The 22,662-nt window shown below is 37.9% G+C and carries 15 protein-coding genes and 1 pseudogene; 3 read left to right on the forward strand and 13 right to left on the reverse strand.

Translation table 11 applies throughout. The features are described 5' to 3' along the window. Nucleotides 1-66 precede the first annotated feature (66 nt). The 11 genes and pseudogenes from HQN83_RS20125 to HQN83_RS20175 all read right to left on the reverse strand — a co-directional run bounded on the left by HQN83_RS20125 (nucleotide 67) and on the right by HQN83_RS20175 (nucleotide 15,380). On the reverse strand, nucleotides 67-3,057 hold the full coding sequence (locus tag HQN83_RS20125) for a sensor histidine kinase (RefSeq protein ID WP_173092732.1): 2,991 nt from the start codon (nucleotides 3,055-3,057) through the stop codon (nucleotides 67-69). 59 nt (nucleotides 3,058-3,116) lie between these two features. After that, nucleotides 3,117-4,511: a c-type cytochrome domain-containing protein gene (locus tag HQN83_RS20130; protein ID WP_173092734.1), complete on the reverse strand. Its 1,395-nt coding sequence runs from the start codon at nucleotides 4,509-4,511 to the stop codon at nucleotides 3,117-3,119. 3 nt (nucleotides 4,512-4,514) lie between these two features. After that, nucleotides 4,515-5,450: a sugar phosphate isomerase/epimerase family protein gene (locus HQN83_RS20135; RefSeq protein WP_173092736.1), complete on the reverse strand. Its 936-nt coding sequence runs from the start codon at nucleotides 5,448-5,450 to the stop codon at nucleotides 4,515-4,517. Between the two features lie 36 nt (nucleotides 5,451-5,486). Then, nucleotides 5,487-6,995: a DUF1501 domain-containing protein gene (locus HQN83_RS20140; protein WP_173092738.1), complete on the reverse strand. Its 1,509-nt coding sequence runs from the start codon at nucleotides 6,993-6,995 to the stop codon at nucleotides 5,487-5,489. A gap of 5 nt (nucleotides 6,996-7,000) precedes the next feature. Beyond that, nucleotides 7,001-9,739, reverse strand: a complete 2,739-nt coding sequence (locus tag HQN83_RS20145) for a DUF1553 domain-containing protein (RefSeq protein ID WP_173092740.1) — start codon at nucleotides 9,737-9,739, stop codon at nucleotides 7,001-7,003. Between the two features lie 233 nt (nucleotides 9,740-9,972). Then, nucleotides 9,973-11,964, reverse strand: a complete 1,992-nt coding sequence (locus HQN83_RS20150; RefSeq protein WP_173092742.1) for a heavy metal translocating P-type ATPase — start codon at nucleotides 11,962-11,964, stop codon at nucleotides 9,973-9,975. 46 nt (nucleotides 11,965-12,010) lie between these two features. Continuing rightward, nucleotides 12,011-12,442, reverse strand: coding sequence for a Fur family transcriptional regulator (locus HQN83_RS20155; RefSeq protein ID WP_173092744.1), 432 nt, complete (start codon nucleotides 12,440-12,442; stop codon nucleotides 12,011-12,013). 29 nt (nucleotides 12,443-12,471) lie between these two features. Further along, nucleotides 12,472-12,939 carry a VOC family protein gene (locus HQN83_RS20160; RefSeq protein ID WP_246254556.1) on the reverse strand — a complete coding sequence of 156 codons (468 nt, stop codon included), beginning with the start codon at nucleotides 12,937-12,939 and terminating at the stop codon, nucleotides 12,472-12,474. Between the two features lie 9 nt (nucleotides 12,940-12,948). Then, a pseudogene (locus HQN83_RS20165) lies at nucleotides 12,949-13,584 on the reverse strand (class I SAM-dependent methyltransferase); the annotation flags it as partial. 42 nt (nucleotides 13,585-13,626) lie between these two features. Next, the gene (locus HQN83_RS20170; protein WP_173092748.1) at nucleotides 13,627-14,553 is read right to left on the reverse strand and encodes a TIGR01777 family oxidoreductase; all 927 of its coding nucleotides are present in this window, start codon (nucleotides 14,551-14,553) and stop codon (nucleotides 13,627-13,629) included. Between the two features lie 5 nt (nucleotides 14,554-14,558). Further along, complete coding sequence (locus HQN83_RS20175) at nucleotides 14,559-15,380, reverse strand: DUF393 domain-containing protein (protein WP_173092750.1); 822 nt, start codon at nucleotides 15,378-15,380, stop codon at nucleotides 14,559-14,561. 223 nt (nucleotides 15,381-15,603) lie between these two features. On the opposite strand from HQN83_RS20175, the gene HQN83_RS20180 reads away from it, so the two are divergent. Beyond that, entirely contained in the window at nucleotides 15,604-18,021 is a 2,418-nt protein-coding gene (locus HQN83_RS20180) for an outer membrane beta-barrel family protein (RefSeq protein ID WP_173092752.1), read from the forward strand. 22 nt (nucleotides 18,022-18,043) lie between these two features. On the opposite strand, the gene HQN83_RS20185 is transcribed toward HQN83_RS20180, so the two are convergent. Both HQN83_RS20185 and HQN83_RS20190 read right to left on the reverse strand, forming a co-directional pair. Beyond that, on the reverse strand, nucleotides 18,044-18,796 hold the full coding sequence (locus tag HQN83_RS20185; protein ID WP_173092754.1) for a tetratricopeptide repeat protein: 753 nt from the start codon (nucleotides 18,794-18,796) through the stop codon (nucleotides 18,044-18,046). 2 nt (nucleotides 18,797-18,798) lie between these two features. Further along, nucleotides 18,799-19,368, reverse strand: coding sequence for an RNA polymerase sigma factor (locus tag HQN83_RS20190; protein WP_173092756.1), 570 nt, complete (start codon nucleotides 19,366-19,368; stop codon nucleotides 18,799-18,801). Between the two features lie 176 nt (nucleotides 19,369-19,544). On the opposite strand from HQN83_RS20190, the gene HQN83_RS20195 reads away from it, so the two are divergent. Beyond that, nucleotides 19,545-20,528 (forward strand): hypothetical protein, encoded by a 984-nt coding sequence (locus HQN83_RS20195; RefSeq protein ID WP_173092758.1) that lies wholly within the window; start codon nucleotides 19,545-19,547, stop codon nucleotides 20,526-20,528. A gap of 94 nt (nucleotides 20,529-20,622) precedes the next feature. Continuing rightward, the gene (locus HQN83_RS20200; RefSeq protein ID WP_173092760.1) at nucleotides 20,623-22,662 is read left to right on the forward strand and encodes a PKD domain-containing protein; all 2,040 of its coding nucleotides are present in this window, start codon (nucleotides 20,623-20,625) and stop codon (nucleotides 22,660-22,662) included.

The following is a 22,662-nucleotide window of genomic DNA, read 5'->3' on the forward strand; positions in this document are numbered from 1 at the left end:
AATTAGTGAACGGTAATATCTAAACCTTAACTGGTTATCTTAATAAGATATTCGTTATTATCCCGATCAAATCATGTTCAGATAAATATGAACTGCGGTACCTACTGCTTTATCCCCATCGTATAAATCTTCAGTTACAATTTGACTATCGCTGCTTAGTAACTTTAACCTGCTCGAAGTAATATCAACTCCGTAAGATTTATGTTTAAACTGGCTAGCCATAAATGATCCAGCGGCAGCCCTACCAATACCATTGTCTTTTATAGTGATATGCAGTATACTTTCGTTGGTCTGTTCAATTATAATCTCTAAAAGCCCCTTTCCGTCTTTATTTCTCAATCCATGCCAAATCGCATTCTCTGCAAAGGGCTGTAAAATTAACGGAGGAACCCTTAACGATTCGGGATGAATATCCTTATTGAACTTAATGCTGTAATCAAAACAATGCTCCAATCGTGCAGCTTCAAGGTTCAGGTAAAGCTTTAAAGTATCAAGTTCCTTGTCAAGAGAAATAGCGGTGTGCTTAGAATTATCCAATATATTCCTCATCAATTTAGAGAATGTGGTGAGGTATTCGCTGGCTTCCTCAATTTTATGTTCAATAATAAAGCTGTTGATAGAATTAAGGGTATTAAACATAAAATGCGGATTCATTTGCGACCTGAGGGCCTGCATTTCTGCATCTTTAAGCTTTCGTCTGTATTGTTCTTCTATTTTATGCTGTTGAAATAAGTATCTGTAAACGTAAACTATCCCCAATATGATTAGCCCAAACATGAGGAACAGAAACCATTGCGTTTTATAAAATGGAGCAGGTAAATATACTTTAACAACCAGATCTTTGGATTGCCAGTTCTCCATATTGTCGCCAACCTCAATTTGCAGGTGATAATCACCCGGGGCAAGATGCCTCAACGACAACTCGGCCTTATTGCCAAGGTAAATCCACTTCGTTTCATCCTTAAACTTATACCGATATATTATTTTCCGTTTGTCGATGAAAGTAAGCGAAGAAAACAGCAGTTCCAGTTCCGTTTCCCCTTTTTTAAGCTCAATATCAGGGTTATTGGTATTAATAGTTTTACCGTTAACTTTAATGCCACACAACTCTAATTTATTAACCAGCTGCGACCGTACAATTTTATTTACATCAATAAACGACAAACCATTTTCTACGCCAACAACAAGGTTGCCGTTTCTAAGCTTTTTAAACCCATAAATTAAATCGTCGCCAGGTAAGCCATCAATTTGCGATATTCTGATAACCTTGTCCGTATTATTGTTGTAAACATTTAATCCTTCCTCAGTAGCAAACCATACTTTACCATTGTTATCTTCTGCAATTCCCTCTACCCTATCATTTGCTACATCATAGGTTTGGGTATTTAACATTTTCTTTATTACTCCATTTGCATCAAGTAAGTTCCAACCACCATAACCAGAGACTAGTACATCACCATTTGTAGTTGTTGAAATCCGGTTATAATAATCACCACAAAACTGAGAATGATCTGCATTTTCCTTCAGCTTACTTACCTCTAGAAATGCTTTTTTTGACTCGTTGTATATCGCAAGACCAAAATCTTTGGGCATCCAGCCAACAAGCCAAATCTTACCATCAGCATTTATGTAAATGTCATTCCATAAATTATCTGACCAAAACTGATTGTCGTTGGTAACGAAACCATTTTCTTTTTCTAAGGATGGCCATTTATAAACCTGAACAGGTTGTCCGGCGGGCAACACCCACAGCTGTTTATCCTGATAAACAATACTCTTTTTGATTGGCCATTTTGGCGGTAGTGCAAGTGCAACTAGCTTTTTAACGTTCTCATCTTCAACACAAAAGACACCTACATTGGTACTTACCAAAATTTTATTTCCGGCAAGCGATAAACTCTCACATTTAACATCCTTTTCAGGAAGCATCAACTTTCGCCAGCCCGATGTTTTATTGTAAATCCACAATACATTGTCTCTTCCGCAAGTGTAAATCTCTCCGTTAGGCAGCTCTACAATATCCAATATCATATTACCTGGTCTTTGGCTGTCCAACGGAAGCATTGCATTGCTTATTGAAGAATACGGATTAAACAGCTTTACAAGCCCTTTATTGGTAGCTATCCAAATAATTTTTGTTTCGTTGTTTACAATTACCTCATTAATAATCTGTCTTTCAGTACTATAAAGTAGCTTTGGCTTTAAATCAGTTTCACTTAGCAGGTACACAGACTGGTCGGAATATAATAACGTTTGAGGTTGACCGCCAACCGTTACTTTTCCAATTCCAACTATTGTTCTATTATCTGGTAATGAAGGCATATCACTAATCTGTTTACTTACCAGATTATATTTTATCAGCCTGCCGTTTAGTGTACTAAAAAGAACTTCTTCTTTGTTGATTTGTAATGCGGCTCTATATTCCAGATTTCTTAATTTGGCATTTGACTGCGGAATAAGCTTACCTGTTTGCTTTTGCCATATAAACATACCCCGATTTGTAAGCGCCCAGACCACGCCCTTTTGCAGCTCCAAAAAAGTTACGTATCTCTTTATCTTATCAGGATTTTTATCAACAAAGAACACCTTGCCCTTTGTACCATCCCTGTTAAAATATTTGATATTATTAAAATCAGTACACCAGATTCTATCTTCTGAGTCTACAAAAATATTTTCGAAATGATCGTTATTTGGGTCAGTGTCATGGTACTTATTAGTGGTTATTACACTTGGCTTGTCGTAAAAGTTTTTTAATACACATAAGCCATTGTAAACATCATGATAGTAAATCACATCATCTTTAACCAACAGTGAGGTAATATTGGTAAGTGCGGCCGGTTGTTCTAAAAAACGATAACCATCATATTGCGACAAACCTCTTCTGGTTGCCAAATACAGGTAACCGTTTTTGCTTAATGCTACTTGCCTAACAAAATCTGAGGGCAGGCCTTCATCAAACCTGATAATTTCATCCTTTAATTGATTTTGTGCCTTACCAAAACATGGCAAAAGGCACAACAATACTAAAATGCAATTAACAGATGACTTTATACTCATGCTACATTAAACTTATTGATTTGCAGTGTAAATTGCAAATCAATAAGTTATGTTTCAGACTACTTTACTTCAGTAGTATCCTTTTCAAGGGTCGGCACAACATAGCCACCGAAGTCAAGGCTTGCTTTTGCAAATATCTTTTTGAGCAAAGCCTCGTCGGCTTTAGTTACACCACTTTGGTATAGATAAATGCTGTTTAATTCTTTTAGGGGTTTTAGTTCTTGTACTCCTTTAGCAGTTACTTTTGTTCCAACGAGGTTTACATACTGCAAATGGTTTATGCTTTTTAGCCATGTCAATCCTTTATCAGTAACCTTAGTTCTACTTAAATTAATGCGAATCAGGTTCTCAAGTTTAGCAATGGTTTCCATTCCTTTATCATCAAGAGCAGTATTGGCGAGATTAAGCCAGATCAGCTGCTTCTTTAATGGTTCTAAAAGTTTTAACACCTCAACATCTGCCTTTGCAGTAACAAAACTGGCAGTTAAATAATTACTGCTACCCAGTGCAGGTATAACCACTACGCCGGCCTGTTTCAATTTTTCGAGAGCTGCATTATCTGCTTTTGAAACCTCCGCAGTAGGAATATCAGATTGCTTATTTTCTTTTTTAGCTTCACCTGTTTGAAAGCTTAATAAAAGCGCCTTATCCTTTTCGGATTGCTTTAAGTCTTGTACTTTCTTATTAAAATCTGCACCTTGCTGTACCCACCATTGCAACAATGCAATTTCTTCGGGAGTTAATTGTGGTTTCTCTTTGGGAGGCATATGGTCGTCGTTAGAAGACGGCAATAGCAATCTTTTAATCAGTTCACTTTCTTCGGCACTTCCAGGAACCAATGCTTTACCATCTTCGCCCCCTTTAAATATAAAATCCTTACCGTCAAGTCTCAGTTTTCCTTTTTGTTTATCTGCACCATGACAACTGTAGCATCGATTTTGCAGCAAGGGCTGAATCATATGGGTATAAGCCATTGCCTGTTGTACATTTGCTACTGGTGGTATGGCGGCCTTTCCTTTCCCGTCATCTTTTAAGGCAGAGGTAATATAATCAGACCCATGAGTTAAAGAGCCTCCGTAATGCCCTGTAACTGAAATCAGAACAATTAAAATAACCGCCACTATGTTCAACGAGCCTTCACTTGCCTGCTTTCTGTACATCGCATAAACACTTAGCGAAATAATAGATACGCTAATGCCCAGCCACTGATGTATATCGACCATATTGCCATCGTAATCGCCACTTTGTGACAACAGATAACCGCTAACCGAAGAAAAAACTGCACCCAAACCGCCTAACAAATAAATTAAAGGTACAGCCGGTCTTACCCCTAAAAATTTAGGGTTTATAGTTAACAACTGAAAAAGACAACCCAACAATAAAATACCAATAGGCAAGTGAACAAGAATGGGATGAAACCGACCAATAAATTCTGGAATTGATAATAGTATCATTACTTACAACTGATAACGCTTGCGCAATAGGTTCATCATATAAACATTTATCGCCCACTGGTCTGCTACCGGTTGTCGGGTATAAGGTAAAGTTTGCAGGTAATCAGGAGGTCCAAATTCCGTCAGAATTGTCATCCTTTCACCTTTCAGTTTCTTGCGTTCTATTACTTTATCCCACCACGCCAGGTGTGCTTTTATAGCGCTATCCCACTCTGGTGCTCTTGGATCGTTAACCTGTGCGCCTTGCGGATGTCCAACTCTGGAATGAATGTGACTTACTCTTTCTAATGCTAAATCAATAGTTTCCTTCTGATCTCCGAGCAGACTTTCATGTACCACACACCAGTGGGATATATCTAAAGTTAGTCGTAAATCGGGATTTTTCTCTATGAATTTTCTTGCCACAGGAGCTGAATATAGCATTCGCCCACGATGGGTTTCGTGATAAATGGGAACGCCGGTATCTTTAGTTTTCTTGGTTGTGTAATCTATAAATAGTTTGTTCTCCTCATAAGTAAAATAATCCTTTCCGGAATGGCAGTTGATATAAACCGGTTTCTGAAAGCTATTACCAGCAGCGGCATCCAGGTTTTTCTTAAAGGTATCTAAATGTGCCGCTGCATCACTCTGCGAACCTCCGCATAGAAAACCTACTTGTAAATTATGTTTTTTCAATGCTGTAAACAGCGCTTCCTGAGCTTTGGTATCTCCCGACCACCAAACTTCAATTCCCTCATATCCTTCTTTTTTTGCCGCAGCGCAGAATTCATCTGTTGTGCCACTTAGCCCCCAATCGGTAGCCATAAATAACAATTCGTATCCTGCTTTTGCGTTAACGTAAGGAATTTCTTTTGCTGCCATTTCGCCTAGTGGAACCAATAATCCGGCAGCCGTTGCCGTTGCAGTAGTTTTTAAAAAATGTCGTCTGTTTTGGTGCATTTATATTTGCGGTAAAAATGTTCTAAGTAAAATTAATTAAGCAATAATATCATGTATGATCTTGCCTCCAACATCCGTTAAACGGAATGGACGCCCCTGGAAAGGATAGGTGAATTTCTCATGATCAAAACCGAGCTGATTTAATATGGTAGCCTGTATATCGAAAGCATCGACTTTACCACTTATGCCGCTGTATCCAATCTCATCAGTTTCGCCATGGGTATAACCTTTTTTAATACCCCCTCCGGCCATCCAAATGGTAAAGGCATCGGTATGATGGTCGCGACCGTTATAAGGGTTCTGAACACCATTACGATTCTCCATCATTGGTGTACGCCCAAACTCTCCACCCCAAACTACCAATGTCTCATCAAGTAGGCCACGTTGTTTTAAATCAAGTAACAATGCGGTAATAGGCTTGTCAATACTGCGGCATTTATTCTTTAAGCCTATGTTTAATGAGTTGTTTGGTCCATCACCATGTGCATCCCAACCCCAATCAAACAACTGTACATACCTTACCCCTTTTTCTACTAGTTTACGGGCAAGCAACACGTTATTTGCAAAACATGATTTACCTGGCTGTGTGCCATACATATCATGAATATACTGCGGTTCATCATTAATATTCATTACCTCAGGGGCAGAAATCTGCATCCTGTAAGCCATTTCATATTGTGATATACGCGATAATATCTCCGGGTCATTATAAGCTGTATACTCCTGTTCATTGGATGCATTAATAGCATCTATAGATGCCTTACGCAAATCACGACTCATTCCATGAGGGTCTTTGATAAACAATACCGGATCTCCTTCACTTCTGCACTGTACTCCTTGGTACACGGAAGGTAGAAAACCGCTACCCCAGATACTTTTTCCTGCATCAGGGAAACTTCCACCACTGGTAAGCACCACAAAACCCGGAAGGTTCTGATTTTCGGTACCTAAACCGTATGTAGCCCAACTGCCCATACTCGGCCTGCCTAAACGTGCACTACCTGTATGAATTAATAATTGCGCTGGGGCGTGATTAAACTGATCTGTATGCACTGCCTTTAAAAAACTAACATCATCTACCATGGTAGAGAAATGCGGAAGGTTATCACTAACCCAGGCACGACTGTCGCCATGTTGTGCAAATTTTGCCTGTGGACCCAACATTTTAGGCACACCTGTAATAAAAGCAAATTTCTTACCTGCCAATAAAGATTGCGGACAATCCTGCCCATCCATCTTCATCAATTCAGGTTTAAAATCAAATAGTTCTAACTGAGAGGGAGCACCTGCCATATGCAGATAAATCACACTCTTTGCTTTACCTAAAAGTGGTGGTGCCTTTGGCAACAACGGATGCACCGGATCATATAAAATATCACTGGCAGTTTTGCCTCCTAAACCACAACTACCTAACAATGCCCCCATAGCTACGGCACCAAGTCCCATTGCACTCTCTTTAAGGAAATGTCTACGTGTAAAAGCCCTTAGTTCAGTTTCCTGAGCTTCTTTTACCAAACGATGTGCATTCAATTCATCTCTTGTCATTACAATTAGTTTTTTGTTACCGCTTCATCAAGATTCAACATTGCATTTGCTACTACCACCAGTGCAGCCGTTTCGGGGTAAGTATCTGTTTGTTGCCCGCCGAGTATTTGTTTGGCCTTTTCAGGATGTACTTTGTAGTCGTTTAGTGCCATCAGATAAAGGTTATCTAAAATTTTAAGTTTAGCACCCGGAATAGGTTTATACATCATCCACTCATATCCTTTAGCTATTTGGTTTTTCACCTCTTTGCCACCCTCCTTTTTCATTCTTAAAGCAAAGAATTTAGCCATATCAATGTACACAGAGTCGTTAAGGGTAACCAAAGCCTGTAATGGCGTATTGGTTCTAATCCTTCGCGGACTACACACTACCCTTTGTGCACCATCAAAAGCGATCATTGATGGGTAAGGAGCTGTTCTTTTCCAATAGGTATAAATGGCTCTTCTAAACTGATCTTCGCCAGCCGAGCTATTCCAGGTAGCGCCATTGTATGGTGAGTTCCAGATTCCATTTGGTTGCCAAGGCATTACACCCGGCCCATACATCTTGGCACTTAATACTCCACTTACTGAAAGGTGCTGATCTCTGATCTGTTCTGCACTTAATCTCATCCTTGCACCCCGTGCATAATACTTATTAAATAGGTCTTTCTTTTTTGTATCCTCTGTCACTTTCGAATCTTGTCGGTATGTTGCACTCATCACCATCTCCTTAATCAACCTCTTCATACTCCACTTGTAATCATTCATGAGTTGCCACGATAAATGATCCAGTAGTTCTTTATGAGTTGGGTTCATTCCTTGTGTACCCATATCTTCAAGCGTTTCCACAATCCCTGTCCCAAATAGCTGCTCCCATAAACGGTTGGCCATAGTTCTGGATAGTAAAGGGTTTCGCTTATCGGTAAGCCACATGGCAAGCCCCGCCCGGTTTTTTGGCGCGTTTTTAGGCATGGCATAAGCTAAAGACTTAGGAACACCTGCGTGTACTTCGGCTCCCGGAGTAATCCATGCGCCACGCTTAAACACAAATGTTTTGCGTAATCTGTTTGATGGATTTTCGACCAGAATAGGTATAGATCCTCCATTGGAATCCATTAGAGACCAGAAGATCGCTTTATTTTCTTCATAACCAGGTTTTCCTTTTCCAGGGAATTGCTGAGAAAAACGGAACCAATCAAAATATACAACTATCTCTTCTTTATTTGTAGCTGTTGGGTTGGTATAAGTGAGGTAGACATCGTGTATGCCAGTCTGTTCTTTAAAATCGACAGCCAGATTACGATACCCCGGTCCTTCAGGAACTTTCCAGGAGGCAATTACAGGTCCTGTAGGTTTATCCAACCTCAGTTGCATGCTCCCACCGGGTTTGCCGGATGAATATCTATAAATCATCTCATCAACCTTGTTAAGGTTTACCGCTGGAATTCTCGCTACTCCATTGTTTCTAAAGGCAAGTGCTATGTTTTTATTAGCTATAATGGCGTTTTCCAGACTATCAGTAGAAACAGAGTTGATAATCGGTTCTCCGGTTTTTAAGAATTTATGAATCTCAGCGGCTTTCCCTGCAGGTGCATTAACTTTTAACCAATCTGTTAATGAGGTAAGCTTTCTTTGTAATGAATCATTATACTGTCTTAACAATGGATACTCGGATGAAAGATCCTCATCACGCGTATTGTTAAAATAAGCCATAAATTCATAAAACTCCTCATGCTTAAAAGGATCGTACGGATGACTATGACATTGCACACAAGCAAAAGTGGTGCTTAACATCCCCTCCCAGGTCGTGTTAACACGATCCAATACTGCGGAAACTCTGAACTCTTCGTTATTTGTACCACCTTCATCGTTGCTCATTGAATTTCGTTGAAACGCAGTAGCGATGTACTGATCGTCTGTAGGATTTACCGCCAAGTCCCCGGCTATCTGCTCAGTAACAAACTGGTTGTAAGGCATGTCTTTATTAAAGGCACGGATTACCCAATCGCGGTAAGGCCAGATGTTTCTTCCTGCATCAGCTTCATAGCCTTTTGTATCAGCGTATCTGGCAACATCTAACCACATAGAAGCCCATTTCTCTCCAAAACGTTGAGAAGCCATTAATGAATCAACCAAAACCTGATATGCTTTATCACCGTCTTTGGCTGTTAAATACTGATCGGCTATTTTTTTAGGGGGTGCCATTCCTATTAAATCAAGGCTGGCTCTTCTTAATAAAGTAGGTCTGTCTGCTTCTTTAGATGGTTTTAAATCCTGCTCATCCAATTTTTCTAGGATGAATTTATCTATATCATTCTTTGCCCAATCGCCACTAACACTTGGCACTTCTACCTCTTTTACAGGCAGATAAGCCCAGTGATCGCCCCATTTGGCACCCTGCTTTATCCAGCGTTTAAAAATATCTATTTCATCTTCATTAAGGGCGTCATGCTTATAAGGCATGCGCTCTTCAGGATCTTTACTTAATAAGCGTTTGATAAGTTCACTTCCATCAGGATCTCCCGGAATAATAGCAGGTTTCCCGCTTTTAGTAGCAGCAATTGCTTCTTCATGAAAAAGCAAACTAAACCCTCCCTGCTTTTTCACGCCACCGTGACAGGAAATGCATTTCTTATTAATGATAGGTTTTACTTCGGTATTGAAATCCACTTTCTTATCATAAGACATCAGTAGTGAGGATAAAACAACTACTGCGGCAAGGACAAGCAGGACTAATAGTTTCTTGTTGCGAAAAAATTTCATACGGACATTACAATATTTGGCTTCAGTGTGTTAATGTAAATTACCTATTATTCCACATAAAAACCTAACAGGCAGTGTAAAAGTTTCTAACAGAAGGAGTTAAAAAAGGCAAAAAACAGCCTTTATCTAGCAAAACAAACCTTTGCGCAATATTTTTAATGTTTTTGGTACTTTTTAAGAAATATTGAAACTGATGTTTAAGAGAGATAGAAAGAGAGTTTATATAAACTCTCTTAGAATTTAATATTCTGAATTCTTACTGCATTCAGGATTGCGAGCAGCGCAACACCAACATCCGCTATCACAGCTTCCCATAATGTTGCCACACCTCCGGCGCCCAAAATTAAAACAGCTATCTTCACAATCATAGCAAGCGAAATGTTTTGCCAAACTATACTGCGTGTTATTTTACCAATCTTTATTGCTGTAACAATTTTTGATGGCTGATCGTTTTGTATAACAATATCGGCCGTTTCAATGGTGGCATCACTGCCCAATCCGCCCATGGCAATTCCAGCATCGGCCAATGCTACAACAGGAGCATCATTAACTCCATCACCAATGAAGGCAATTTTTAAGCTCTTATCTTTAAGCTCCTGTACTTTCTGCACTTTATTTTCCGGTAAAAGGTCGCCAAATGCGGCGTCAATCCCCAAAAAAGCAGCCACTCGACTTACCACACTTTGTTTATCGCCACTTAGCATTACCGTTTTAATATTTAATGCATGCAAATCAGTTATTGCTTGTTTAGCATCTTCTTTTACTTCATCGGCTATGGTAATATAACCTGAATACACGTTATCTATGGCCACGACCACTACACTATCATCAATCTCATCTATAGCCTTATCATAAGATATATTAAACTTCTTAAGCAATTTAGCATTACCTGCAAGGACTTCCTTACCATCAATTAGTCCTTTTAAACCATGACCTGCAATCTCTTCAACCTGCTCTATTTTTATTCCTGAGAGATCATCACCTGCATATTGCTTAACCGCAATTGCAATTGGATGGGTCGATTTACTTTCAAGTGCTGCAGCAATGCGAACGAGCTCTTTTTCGCTGTACCCATTAACCGCTACTACTTTTTGCACATCAAAAACTCCTTTTGTAAGCGTACCTGTTTTATCCATTACTACTGTATTTACGGTAGTAATTACATCCAGAAAATTAGATCCTTTAAACAAAATACCATTTTTTGAAGCAAGACCAATCCCTCCAAAATATCCCAATGGAATGGAAACCACCAACGCACAAGGACAACTGATTACCAGAAATACCAAGCCTCTGTAAAGCCAGTCGCTAAAGTTATAATCGGCAACAAAAAAGTAAGGGAGCGCAACGACAAGAACAGCCAATAAAAACACGATAGGTGTATAAACCTTAGCAAATCTGGAAATAAACAATTGTGTTTGAGATTTCCTTGCCGTAGCATCCTGTACCATTTCAAGAATCTTGCTTAGCTTACTATCTTTAAACAAAGCAGTAACTTTTAATTCGGCAAGCTGATTGAGATTTATCATTCCGGCAAGTACGGTTTCGCCATTATTTTTGTTATCAGGTTTACTCTCGCCAGTTAAAGCAGCAGTATTAAATGTTGCCCTATCTGATATTAATATGCCATCAAGCGCCACCTTTTCTCCAGGCTTAACTTGTATAGATTCATTGATCTGAACCTCCGAAGGAGATACATTAACAACTTTTCCATTTCTGATTACATCAACACTATCAGGTCTGATATCCAGCAAAGCTTTAATACTTCGCTTTGCATTGCTAACCGCCGAATCCTGAAACCACTCTCCTATAGAATAGAACACCATTACGGCTACCCCTTCGCTGTAAGATCCAATAGCAAAAGCACCCAAAGTTGCTACACTCATCAGAAAAAACTCGTTAAAGAAATCAAGTCTTATTGCTTTTCTAAATGCCAGAGCCAATACGTTATATCCAGCCAATAAATAAGCAGGTATAAAAACTGCCAACTGAATAAGATTATTGAATGTGATGCTAAACCCATATTCCAATACCATCATAACAACAATAATGGCTAATGCAGTTAACAATGGCCAGTGGCCTATCAACCCTGATGGCTCTGTAGCACCATGATTGTGTCCATCATCATCAGAATGTTCATGAACGTGTTGATTCGTATGTTTGTGTGCCGCTTTAAGCTGAGGTTCTTCTACTGCACAGCAGTCTGTATGATTATTTGATAGTTGCATAACGTTAAATTATACAAACAAAGATACAGGCTATAGCTATGCAATGCTATTGCAAAGGTATTGATGGATTACACTGATCGCATATTCCTTTGATGATGAGGTTCATCTCCTGGCGCAGAAAATTGACCGGTAATGAGATATCAGGTATTTCGGTGTTTGGGAGACAAAATGTTTCCTTACAGGTATTACAATAAAAATGAACGTGAAGATCGTGATGATTTTCTCCATCACAATCTTCCTCGCATAAAGCATATTTTGTAGCGCCGGTTCCATCTTCAATACTGTGGACAAGTCCCTTTTCTTCGAAAGTTTTTAGCGTACGGTAAAGTGTTATCCTATCGGATGGGGCCATACCTTTTTCAAGGTCGTTTAGGCTGATAGCGGCACTTTGCTTGGTTAAAAACTCCAGCACCAACAAACGCATAGCAGTAGGATTGATGTCCTTACCTTTTAATTTATTTTCTATGTCAATTGTCATATGCCTTGTTTTATTTATTAAAAGTCCGACTATTTATGATCGTCGTTTACTTCAAGCCAATGGCCATCCGGATCTTTAAAATAAACCTGTTTTATACCATCCACTCTTAATGTAACTGCTTTACGTGTACCTGCCCAATCTTCAAATTCAATTTTCTTAGAATTTAGCAGGGTAATAAACTTATCTACAGATGGCACACTAAAACATAAATGCTCATTTTTATCATGCTCTACATTGGGCTTTGCACCCTGAATTAAATGCAAATGTCCGGCAGGGCCTAATGAAAACCAAGTATGTCTGCCATCTTTAAATGGCTCCGGGATGATTTCCAGATCAAAAACATCCTTATAAAATGCTGTTGACTTAGCAAGATCAGTAACGTAAACTGCGATGTGATTTAGAACGGCTCCTTGTTGTTTTTTTTCTGTTTGACCCATTGATTTTTGGAACGGGGTTACCATTATTAAAGTTAAAACGATTAAAGTAAAGGTCTTCATATAAAATGATTAGGATTTCTTTAACAAGATGGTTAAAATTCTTGGAATCTCTGTTCTGTTATTGTCATCAAAATACTCTTCTACATCAACTAATGTTAAACCATGCTTTTTACCTGCCTGAATAAAGTCAGATATATTATGATTAAAGCAGTCTACAATCTGTTTCCCATCTTCAGTATCAAACCTAGCTTTAGTACCAGTGTACTGCTTAAATGGATGTAATTCACCAATATAAACATAACCATCAGGGTTTAAAGATTTTGAGACCTGATTAAAAACATAGTCAAGATTATCGATGTGTTCCAATATTAAACTAAAGGTCACCAGATCGTACAAGCCATCTCTAAAGTTCCAACGGGCAGTAATATCAGCCTGTTTGAATTCGACTCTGTTAGAAGTTATTTTATCTTTAGCTCTTGCCAGCATTTGATCAGAAAGATCGACTGCAGTTATCATTGCGGCCTTTCCAATCAGCCATTCCGTATTTTTTCCGGTTCCACAACCAATTTCCAAAACTTTATTAAACGGAACACGGGCAAGGCATAATTTTAATGCCAACCCTTCCAGATCTCTTGTTTTATTATCGTTAGTATCGTACTGTGCAGCCCAGATATTATAAGCTTGTTTAGTGTTCATAAAACAATGATAAGAAAAAGTTGTCCATCATTCTATTTTAGTAAAGTTTCATCAAACCCTGATGCTTAAAATATCGTGTATCGCATGTTTTGCATTGGCAAACTGAAAAACAAAACCAGATTCTTGTAAACGTTTAGGTGCTACCCATCTACTCTTTAAAACTAGTTCCGTTTCAGAACCGATCACAAACATTCCAATTTCCAGTAACCACTGCGGATTAGGTAAGCCAATTGGCATACCATAAGCATTCCTTATTAATCGCATCAGCTCCGTATTTTTAACAGCCTCGGGAGCAGTGCAATTTACAACACCTGTAAGTTCTTCATTGTTTAACAACCACTCTGTACTCCTGGCCACATCGTGTTCATGAATCCATGAAACATATTGCTGTCCATCACCTTGTTTACCGCCCAACCCAAATTTAACGAGATTAAGTAACCTCGGGAAAACACTGTCATTCCTACCTAATACAATTCCCATTCTTAGTGCAACTTTCCTTGTCAATGGTATTTCTGTTTCAAAAAATGAACCCTCCCATTGCTGACAAACATCAATTGAAAATCCGTATCCTATATCTCCATTATACTCATCTTGGGGATGATCCTCTGCATGACGATAAATAGTTGCAGAAGTTACATTGATCCAAAGTTTTGGAGGGTTAGCCATTTCTGATATCACCTTATTTAATAGTCTTGTGGGTATTGTTCTTGAAGCAATAATCTCCGCTCTATTTTGTTTGTTATAACGGCAGTTTACATTTTTCCCACAAAGGTTAATCAACATATCTGCACCTTTAAGTGTTTCAGTCCATGTACCTTCAGTTTTTCCATCCCACAAAACTGTTTCTACATTACTCTGCGCGGCTTTAGCTTTCCTACTTAGTATGACTACCTGAGCTGCAATTGTTTTATAGTAATTAGCCAAAACATTGCCGAGATACCCATTGCCACCAGCCAAAACTATTTTCGCGTATTTCATATTCTTTAAATAAATAAGATCAGTAAAAGGACAATTATTCTGTACAGCACCCAGGTTAAGGTAGGTATATATCCTAGTTTTAAAATGCCCATTCGTCTAAAATGTTCCAAAAACATAAGACCTGCAACTCCCATAAAATAGGTAGTATAAAAAAGAGCAGGCAATACCAGGAACTTCGCCATCAATAAAGCTGGCAACAACAATAAAGATCCTGCAAAAGATATGGTCATCATGTTACCTAAGTACTCCCATTTTTTATCCCAGGCAATAATACTCACTACAATAGCCTGAAAAACAATTTGTCCGCCGCAAATAAAATACTCCCTGTAAGCACCTCCTATTGGCATCAGTTCTTTTAATAAACCTGCATAATAGGTAAGGATAAAACTGGCCATAAACCAAGTGAAAAATAAATATGCAATACGATACTTCAATTTAAAAGTCGGCTGGATTGCATAGCTGTCGGCAGTTATTTCGGCGGGTATAATTACCTTTCTGTTATAAGAGATAAAAGCATACACTTTAGTCATCATCCAAACAAAGGGCTTAAATGAAAAAAGCGGAGCAAAAACAGGGATCGAATTTGCAAGCACTTTAAACAGGCTATGTATACCATAAGTTACATGCCCTGTATCGGTATCAACCAGTGCAATTTCGTTAACCGCCCTCTGCTGATCCACATAGGGACAAACATTTTGAGGCATGTTCTGGTAAGGTTGTGCTCCTGTCGGATCAAGCATTCCAACCTTAGTAAAGCCTTTCGTATACAGCCTGCACATTGGGCAGTCTGCATCAAAAAGGATCAAGTGGTTTTTTAAGCTTTTCATAGATCAAATGTACTGGTAAATTATTAAACTTTCAAAACTTATTGAAAGTTTAATTCAAAAACAGAGCTATTCTTTTGATTTGTTTTATGACATAAATAAAAATAACTAATAAATTAGTTATAATAACTAAATAGTTAGTTATATTAGCTTTTATAAAACTTAAGCTTCACTTATGCTCCTATTTTCAAAATTTAGCCCAATCCGATTCTTTATTATTATTTCCTTGCTATCATTAATTGGTCAATATCTAAAGGCTCAGTCTAAAGCGGTAAATAAAGGCACAATAAAAGGTTCTGTGACTGATGAAAAGAACATCACCATTCCTTACGCTTCATTAATACTAAAAAATCAAGCCGACTCTTCTATTTTCAGAACTTCTATTAGCGACCAAAATGGAACATTTACAATTGAAGGTATTAAAGCTGGGTACTACTTTTTAGAGGTAAAAATGATGGGTTATCAAACTTTCATCAAAACAGGACTTGGCATTACCGAAAACACTCCAACAATTAATACCGGCTCACTCCAATTAACCCCAACTGCAACTATGCTAAACGCAGTCACGATAAAGGCCAATAAACCATTTATTGAAAGAAGAGCTGACAAAGTAATCATCAATATGAATGACGAGATGAGCACAGGTTCATCAACTTTAGAAGTGATGGATAAACTACCTGGAGTACAGGTAACTCCTGACGAACGTATTAGTCTGAACGGCCAATCAGTACAGATTTTCATAAATGGAAAAGCTACTCCCCTATCTTCCGAAGCATTATCTGGTTTGCTGAAAGGTATGTCGGCCAAGGGCATTGAAAAAATTGAACTAATAGCCCATCCGTCTGCGAAATATGATGCAGCCGGTGGCGGTGGTATTATAAACATCATAAAGAAAAGAAACCATAGCGAAGGTTTAAGTGGAAATGTTATTGCAGGTATAGGCCAGGGCAATTTTGGCAAGCACAACGCAGGACTAACTCTTAATTATAAGACCAACAACATCAACATCCTATTTAATCCAAATTACTCCTTCAATAAGTATTCTATTGACTCTAAAATTGAATCTAATTTTCTAAATAACAGCGTTGTTAACTCACAAACTTCATCTAATATTTCGAGCATAAGAAGTAACAGGATTTATACCCCAAACCTTGGACTTGATTTCTATCTATCAGAGAAAACCACTTTATCCGCCTCGGCCATTAAGGAGGTTCAACTGTTTAATAAAAACGCGACCTCTTTTACCGAACACTCCAGTATAGAACAACCAACGTCTAATAAAGAAGATTTTTTAGATCTTGTAAAAACAAGAACAGAAAACTTTAGTTCTGGCCTCCATTTAACACATAAAATTGATACCTCCGGAAGAGAATACACTGTAGATTTTGATTACTTTAATTATTTGAATAACTCGGATGAAAATTATACCGTAAAAAAATACGGCAGTTCAGCAGATCCGGTTGAACCTTCACGTTCGCTACTAGAACAGCAGCGTAAGTTTGATGTTTATGCTGCAAAAGCAGATTATTCTCATCCTTTAACAAAAACTGCACATATAGAGGCTGGCTGGAAATCAAGCTACGTGATCTCAAAAAACAACAATGATCTTCTGACGCTGGACGAAACCACAGCTGATATTTCGAATACTCAGAATGACTTTTTTAAGTACTCTGAGAACATCAATGCGTTGTATACAACATATGGCAATTCAATTAAAAAACTCTCTTATAACATTGGCCTCAGGGCAGAAAGCACCTTGGGAAAAGGCAAACAATTTTATACAGGTGAACAATTTACGAAAGAATATATTCAACTATTCCCATCAATTTTCTTTGATTATAAATTCAACAAGCAACACAGCTTGAACCTAACCATGAACAAAAGTGTTAACCGCCCTACTTATGAAAACCTAAATCCATTAATCCGTATTATCAATTCCAATAACTACACACAAGGAAATCCAAAATTATCTCCTTCGGTTGCTTACAATTTTTCACTGACCCATTCATTTAAAAATGCATTGTTTAGCATGATTGAATATAGACGAACGCTAAAGGATTTCACTAGTTTCTCTTCATTGTACAACGAGGATGGCGTTACTACAACAGCCCCAATAAATAATAATTATAGTGAATATATTGGTCTGCATGTTGCGTTTAATAAGCAAATCAACAAATGGTGGTATGCCGGGACTTTCTCAAATATGTACAAGATTTCATTTAAAAGCAATGTAGATGGCATTGAAATAAATAACTCGGGGAGATTAAATTTTACATTTGACACCTATAACAATTTTAACATTACGCGTGATTTCTCATTACAAATTCTATTCAGATATCGTGGAAAAATTCAGGAGCGCAATATCACCAACGACCCTTATGGGTATTTGGTAGCTGGAGTAAGACAGAGCTTGTTTGGAAAAAAAGCAACCTTAGCGTTTAGCGTAACCGACATTTTTAATACTTACAAAATCAGGTACAACCAAAATTCGCCTTTTATAAAACAAGTATGGCAAAATAAATATGAGACCAGAATTGGCAGATTATCTTTCACCTATAATTTCGGAGGAGCTATAAAAAGAACAAAAACGGGGACTGGAGCTAATGAAGAAAAAACAAGAACAAACTTATCTGAAGGATATTAAAAAAGTCGTGTTGATGGACTCTTTACAATTTACTTGAAAGTTCCTTTGCTTTCTCATAATTAGCCGTGCCTTCTGGAATTTTCGACAACCAGTTTAAGGCGTCCTTTTTATTGTCTTGTTTTACATAACTCAATGCGATGTAATAAGCCGCATCGTATTTAAACGCAGATTCTCCTTCATACAGTTTTGCGAGCACTGTTCGTGCTTCATGTTCCTGAGAATTTTCAATTAATGTTATAGAAAAATAATAAGACAACAATGGATCCTGAGGGTTACTCATGTATTCCTTTTGCATTATTTTACGGGCCTTGTCGTAATCACCTGCGTTATATAACTCTGCGGCTTTGACAAGCGCGCCAGCACTATCTCCGCGCTCTGCGACCGACATTTGTCTGCTAATGGCGTATTTACCATACAGGCCGGATGACCATGGTGCCCAGACAAACAAGCCAATAACTAAAACTGCAGCTACACTTATCCATTTTAAATATGATTTAAACGAGACCACCTTAACCTCACTCTTAACCAAGGACTCTATTTGTCGGGTCTCTTTAAAATATTTTTGATTTAAGTCAGAGAGTGTTACTGCAACCTCTTTATCAGCTACTGAAGGAGCAATCTTCATCTTCAACGTTTCATGAACATCATTATATTCAGTTACTAAATTTTGTAGTTCAGTATCTTTTTCAAGCTGGATCTCAAACTCCTGTTTTTCCTGAAGCTCCATATCACCTTCAAGGTAACGGGCAACAGTCAGTAATTTTTCCTCATTCATCTTTATTCTTCTATTTTATTAGCTTTCACCATCATAATAAGAGAAGCCATGCATTCAGACTTTTTCTTACGCAAATAACCATAAGTAACACCAAGGGTTTCGGCCACCTTTTCCTGTGCCTCTCCCCTCATACTCCAGGTAATGATCTCCTTGCAACGCTCTCCTAATTTCTCAAAGACTTTAAGAAATAGCTGCGATTGCTGTTCCTGACTTTCCAGATAATCTGCATTGGCAAAAGTATCTTCTCCGATGTGTAATAAATCATCCTCATTATTTGTTACCGGTAGAATTGCTCTTTTCTTTATTTCATTTAACCATTTACGTTTGCAAATCAACAAGATAAAAGGTTCGAATGGACAAGTAAGTTCCAATGACTTGTATTTTGCTTGTCGGTAAACGTCCATCAGTCCTTCTTGAAATATATCCGCAGCATCATCATCACTCCCGTTATTAAAGTTGATCCATGACTTGATCTTTCCTGAACAATTCTTATAAATCTCATTGATAACAACAGTATCATTGTTTACCAACCCAATAAGATAACGCTGATCTGAATGTATTTTTTTGGCCATTGACGGATTATAGTAAATGATGTCGCCTCTAATTTAAAACTTCTTTTTATAGCCAGCTAATAAAATATTTAAACATGGGGGTAACAAATTTAATGTGCTGCTGATATCTATTCAAATCACCCTATGGCGTACGCTGAAAAGCCCGAAAAGAGTAAGCAACTATAAAATTAAAGACCATGAAAAAGTTCAACTTAACATCAGCATTATTTATTGCATTAATTTCATTATCCATTGCCTGTAAAAAGGATAGTCCAATTAAAACCGGAGCAGTAAGTTCTGCTAAAGAATTTATGGAAAAGCACGGAGCAAAGAAACAGGTAAATCAAATAAATGCATCTGCTCTACCTCAAACAATAACGCTTTTAAATGGATCAAAAATTACATTTCCTGAAGGATCTTTAACTAAAGGAGGAGTTGCTGTAACCGGAAATGTATCTGTTGAAGCTTATGAAGTACTTAAAAGAAGTGATGTTTTATTTACCGGAGCCAACACTAATCATGCTTCCGGTGCACCATTGGCATCAGATGGTTTTATATTTATAGATGTAAAATCCAACGGAACTAGTGTGGATCAGAACCTGGCTGTACCGGTAAAAATCTCTATCCCAGCTAAAAGAGATGGAACGACACAACTTTGGGTTGGCGTAGACCAACAAGATAAACCGCTAGTGGCGGGTAACAATAACCAAATGGCATGGCAAGCTCCAGGCAAACAAAACGACAATATAAAAAGAGAAGTACCTGCTGTTGAGAATGCATTTACCTTTAATTTCGGAAATCTTGGATGGATTAACTGCGATGTATTTTATAGCTATAATAATCCAAAAACAACTGTTACTGTAGAAGTTGCAAACAATCCTGGTGCTATGGCTACTTTCCGTGGATTTAACGGAGAAACCTTTGTTTTCTTTTGCGCAAAAGGCAGTAATGTGGCAGCACAATTATACACACCTAATGGACCCAATAAAGTAAAAAGTTATGATAATATGATGCCAATTGGTGCTGAAGGTCGTATGCTTGCTTTTTCGATTAAAGATGGAAGATATTATTATGCAGCTATAGAAACTACCATTAGTGCCAATCAAAATGTGATACTTACTTTAACTGAAACAACAGAAGAAGCTATACAAACTGCCATCAATAGCTTAGATAATTATTAATACCTACCTACAAATACACAAATGAGATAAAGCACCTAAACCGTGCTTTATCTTTTTTTATTATTTCTAAAGTTAATTGCTAATTTTATTACAGATGAAGAAATTAATTTACCTGCTCTTTTTGTTCTCTGTTGGAACTGTGATGGCGCAAACACAACCTTTACCATTAAAAGTTGTTCCGGCAGATACTGTACCGGCGGTGATTAATTATAAGGAGGAAAATGGTGTTGTTAAATTTAACGCTGTATTGCGCCCGTTAAGACAAATAGCCGGTGCTCCGGAGCCTTTCTACACCTACTTCTGGGAATTTGGGGACGGGAAGTTTTCATTTGAGAAAGAACCGGAACATATATTCCCTGATACTCTGCTTCATAATGTACGCTTATTTGCGACCAATAGTTATGATGATGGCAAACCACCTCCAACAAGACCTAAGCCATTGAAACCAGGTAGTTCAAAACCAACTCTTGCAGCAAACCAACCTTCTGCAGAACCAATATTCTTTAAATCGGGAGGCTCCATTGAATTAAAAACTAACAACATGCCTAAACCCGGTGACGATATGATGTTGATTGTCGGTTATAAAAACAAACGGGAAAATGGAATCGCAAATTTGAGCGGTACACTTTCTGTTCTGTACAACGACAAAGAGTTCGAAAAAAACAATTTTGATCTGGTAGAAACCAGGGCATATAATAAAGAGCAAAAAACTTCAATTGACAAATATGGCAATTTTGCACTGCTAAAAGCCAATGCCAATAAGGATGCTTATTATGCATCTGTATCCGGTCCAAATGTTCAGGAGATTAATAATGTGATTTTAGATGCAGAAGGTACAGCACTCATTAGAGAAAAAATGACTGCCTTTAGAAAAAGTGAAAGCTGGAAGTTTGAGAATTTAAAATCAGGTGAGGAAAAGTATTTGTTTATGCAATTCAAAACTACACCTGAAATGATCAATGACACCAATGCCACAATAAACCTTACCGGGATGTTTATACCTGATGATCCACTTGTATCAACGGAATTTTTCACACTGGAACTTCAAATTGTAGCCTCTCATGATCCCAATAAGATGTCGCTAAAAAACAGTCGAATGAATTATCGTTTTACTGGTAAAAAGAAAAAATTGACCTACAAAGTAAGATTCCAAAATACGGGTAAAGGCCCTGCTAAAAAAGTTGATGTTGGGGTTGCTATTGCTGACGTATTGGATATCAACTCAGTTAAATTATTAGATTCCAAACCCAAACTAATTTCATGCGACTCTGCCTACACCAACCAAAGTTGTATTGATACATTACACACTGCAGATAGTGTACATTTTGTTTTTAAGAACATCTATCTACCTGGTTTAAAACAAAAAGGTGTAAATGATGCCGATTCAACAATGGGTTATATTGAATATTCAATTGGGTTTAAAGACAAGCCTAAAAAGCTGCCTTTTAAAAGTGGAGCCGCCATTGTATTTGATAAAAATGAACCTATTTACACCAATAAATCAACAGGAAGGTATAAAATGGGCTTATCTCCTGGCATTATTGCCGGTTATGGTTTTCCTTTTGAAAGTGGAAAAACTCCTTTTGCAGGACAGAAAAGCATTACTCTTGGAGTAAGTATTGCTCCATACGCACCACACCGCTATTATTTACAAGCCGAGTTATACATGAACTCTTATGCAGAAAAAGAATATCTGATAAAGCATACCCCTGGCGATGGAAGATTCATTGTAGTGCAAAATGCAAACGGTAAACGTGAAGAAGCAAAAGTTGATTATGTAGATAGCACAGCAGTAATTAAAGTGGTAAACATTAATATTGTTCCACTTCAGTTAAGGTATAACTTTAACAAATACATTGGCGCAGGCGCTGGTACACTGGTTTCTTTTAATCTGGATAAACAATACAAACCCTCTACAACTATTGCCGCTCAACTGCTTCAGTCGGGTGGGATTCATAAGGCAAAGGAAACGTTTAAAAAGATTTCGAGTAGTTTAAATGATTTCCAAAATACACTATTTGCAGATGTGCAAGTAGGAAAAGTACATGTGGGTCCCTCTATTGGATTTCGTTACCTGTTCACTTTACAAAATAGCAATAACAGGTTAATTACTTATTTAACATGGAAGTTTTAG

It is taken from the genome of Pedobacter foliorum (assembly GCF_013266735.1).
GTDB classification, from domain to species: Bacteria; Bacteroidota; Bacteroidia; order Sphingobacteriales; family Sphingobacteriaceae; genus Pedobacter; species Pedobacter foliorum.

Excerpts from the sequence above, each read along its gene's own strand:
- HQN83_RS20125 (WP_173092732.1), bottom strand. The coding sequence starts at position 3,057 with ATGAGTATAAAGTCATCTGTTAATTGCATTTTAGTATTGTTGTGCCTT.
- HQN83_RS20130 (WP_173092734.1), bottom strand. The coding sequence starts at position 4,511 with ATGATACTATTATCAATTCCAGAATTTATTGGTCGGTTTCATCCCATT.
- HQN83_RS20135 (WP_173092736.1), bottom strand. The coding sequence starts at position 5,450 with ATGCACCAAAACAGACGACATTTTTTAAAAACTACTGCAACGGCAACG.
- HQN83_RS20140 (WP_173092738.1), bottom strand. The coding sequence starts at position 6,995 with ATGACAAGAGATGAATTGAATGCACATCGTTTGGTAAAAGAAGCTCAG.
- HQN83_RS20145 (WP_173092740.1), bottom strand. The coding sequence starts at position 9,739 with ATGAAATTTTTTCGCAACAAGAAACTATTAGTCCTGCTTGTCCTTGCC.
- HQN83_RS20150 (WP_173092742.1), bottom strand. The coding sequence starts at position 11,964 with ATGCAACTATCAAATAATCATACAGACTGCTGTGCAGTAGAAGAACCT.
- HQN83_RS20155 (WP_173092744.1), bottom strand. The coding sequence starts at position 12,442 with ATGACAATTGACATAGAAAATAAATTAAAAGGTAAGGACATCAATCCT.
- HQN83_RS20160 (WP_246254556.1), bottom strand. The coding sequence starts at position 12,939 with ATGAAGACCTTTACTTTAATCGTTTTAACTTTAATAATGGTAACCCCG.
- HQN83_RS20170 (WP_173092748.1), bottom strand. The coding sequence starts at position 14,553 with ATGAAATACGCGAAAATAGTTTTGGCTGGTGGCAATGGGTATCTCGGC.
- HQN83_RS20175 (WP_173092750.1), bottom strand. The coding sequence starts at position 15,380 with ATGAAAAGCTTAAAAAACCACTTGATCCTTTTTGATGCAGACTGCCCA.
- HQN83_RS20185 (WP_173092754.1), bottom strand. The coding sequence starts at position 18,796 with ATGAATGAGGAAAAATTACTGACTGTTGCCCGTTACCTTGAAGGTGAT.
- HQN83_RS20190 (WP_173092756.1), bottom strand. The coding sequence starts at position 19,368 with ATGGCCAAAAAAATACATTCAGATCAGCGTTATCTTATTGGGTTGGTA.
- HQN83_RS20195 (WP_173092758.1), top strand. The coding sequence starts at position 19,545 with ATGAAAAAGTTCAACTTAACATCAGCATTATTTATTGCATTAATTTCA.
- HQN83_RS20200 (WP_173092760.1), top strand. The coding sequence starts at position 20,623 with ATGAAGAAATTAATTTACCTGCTCTTTTTGTTCTCTGTTGGAACTGTG.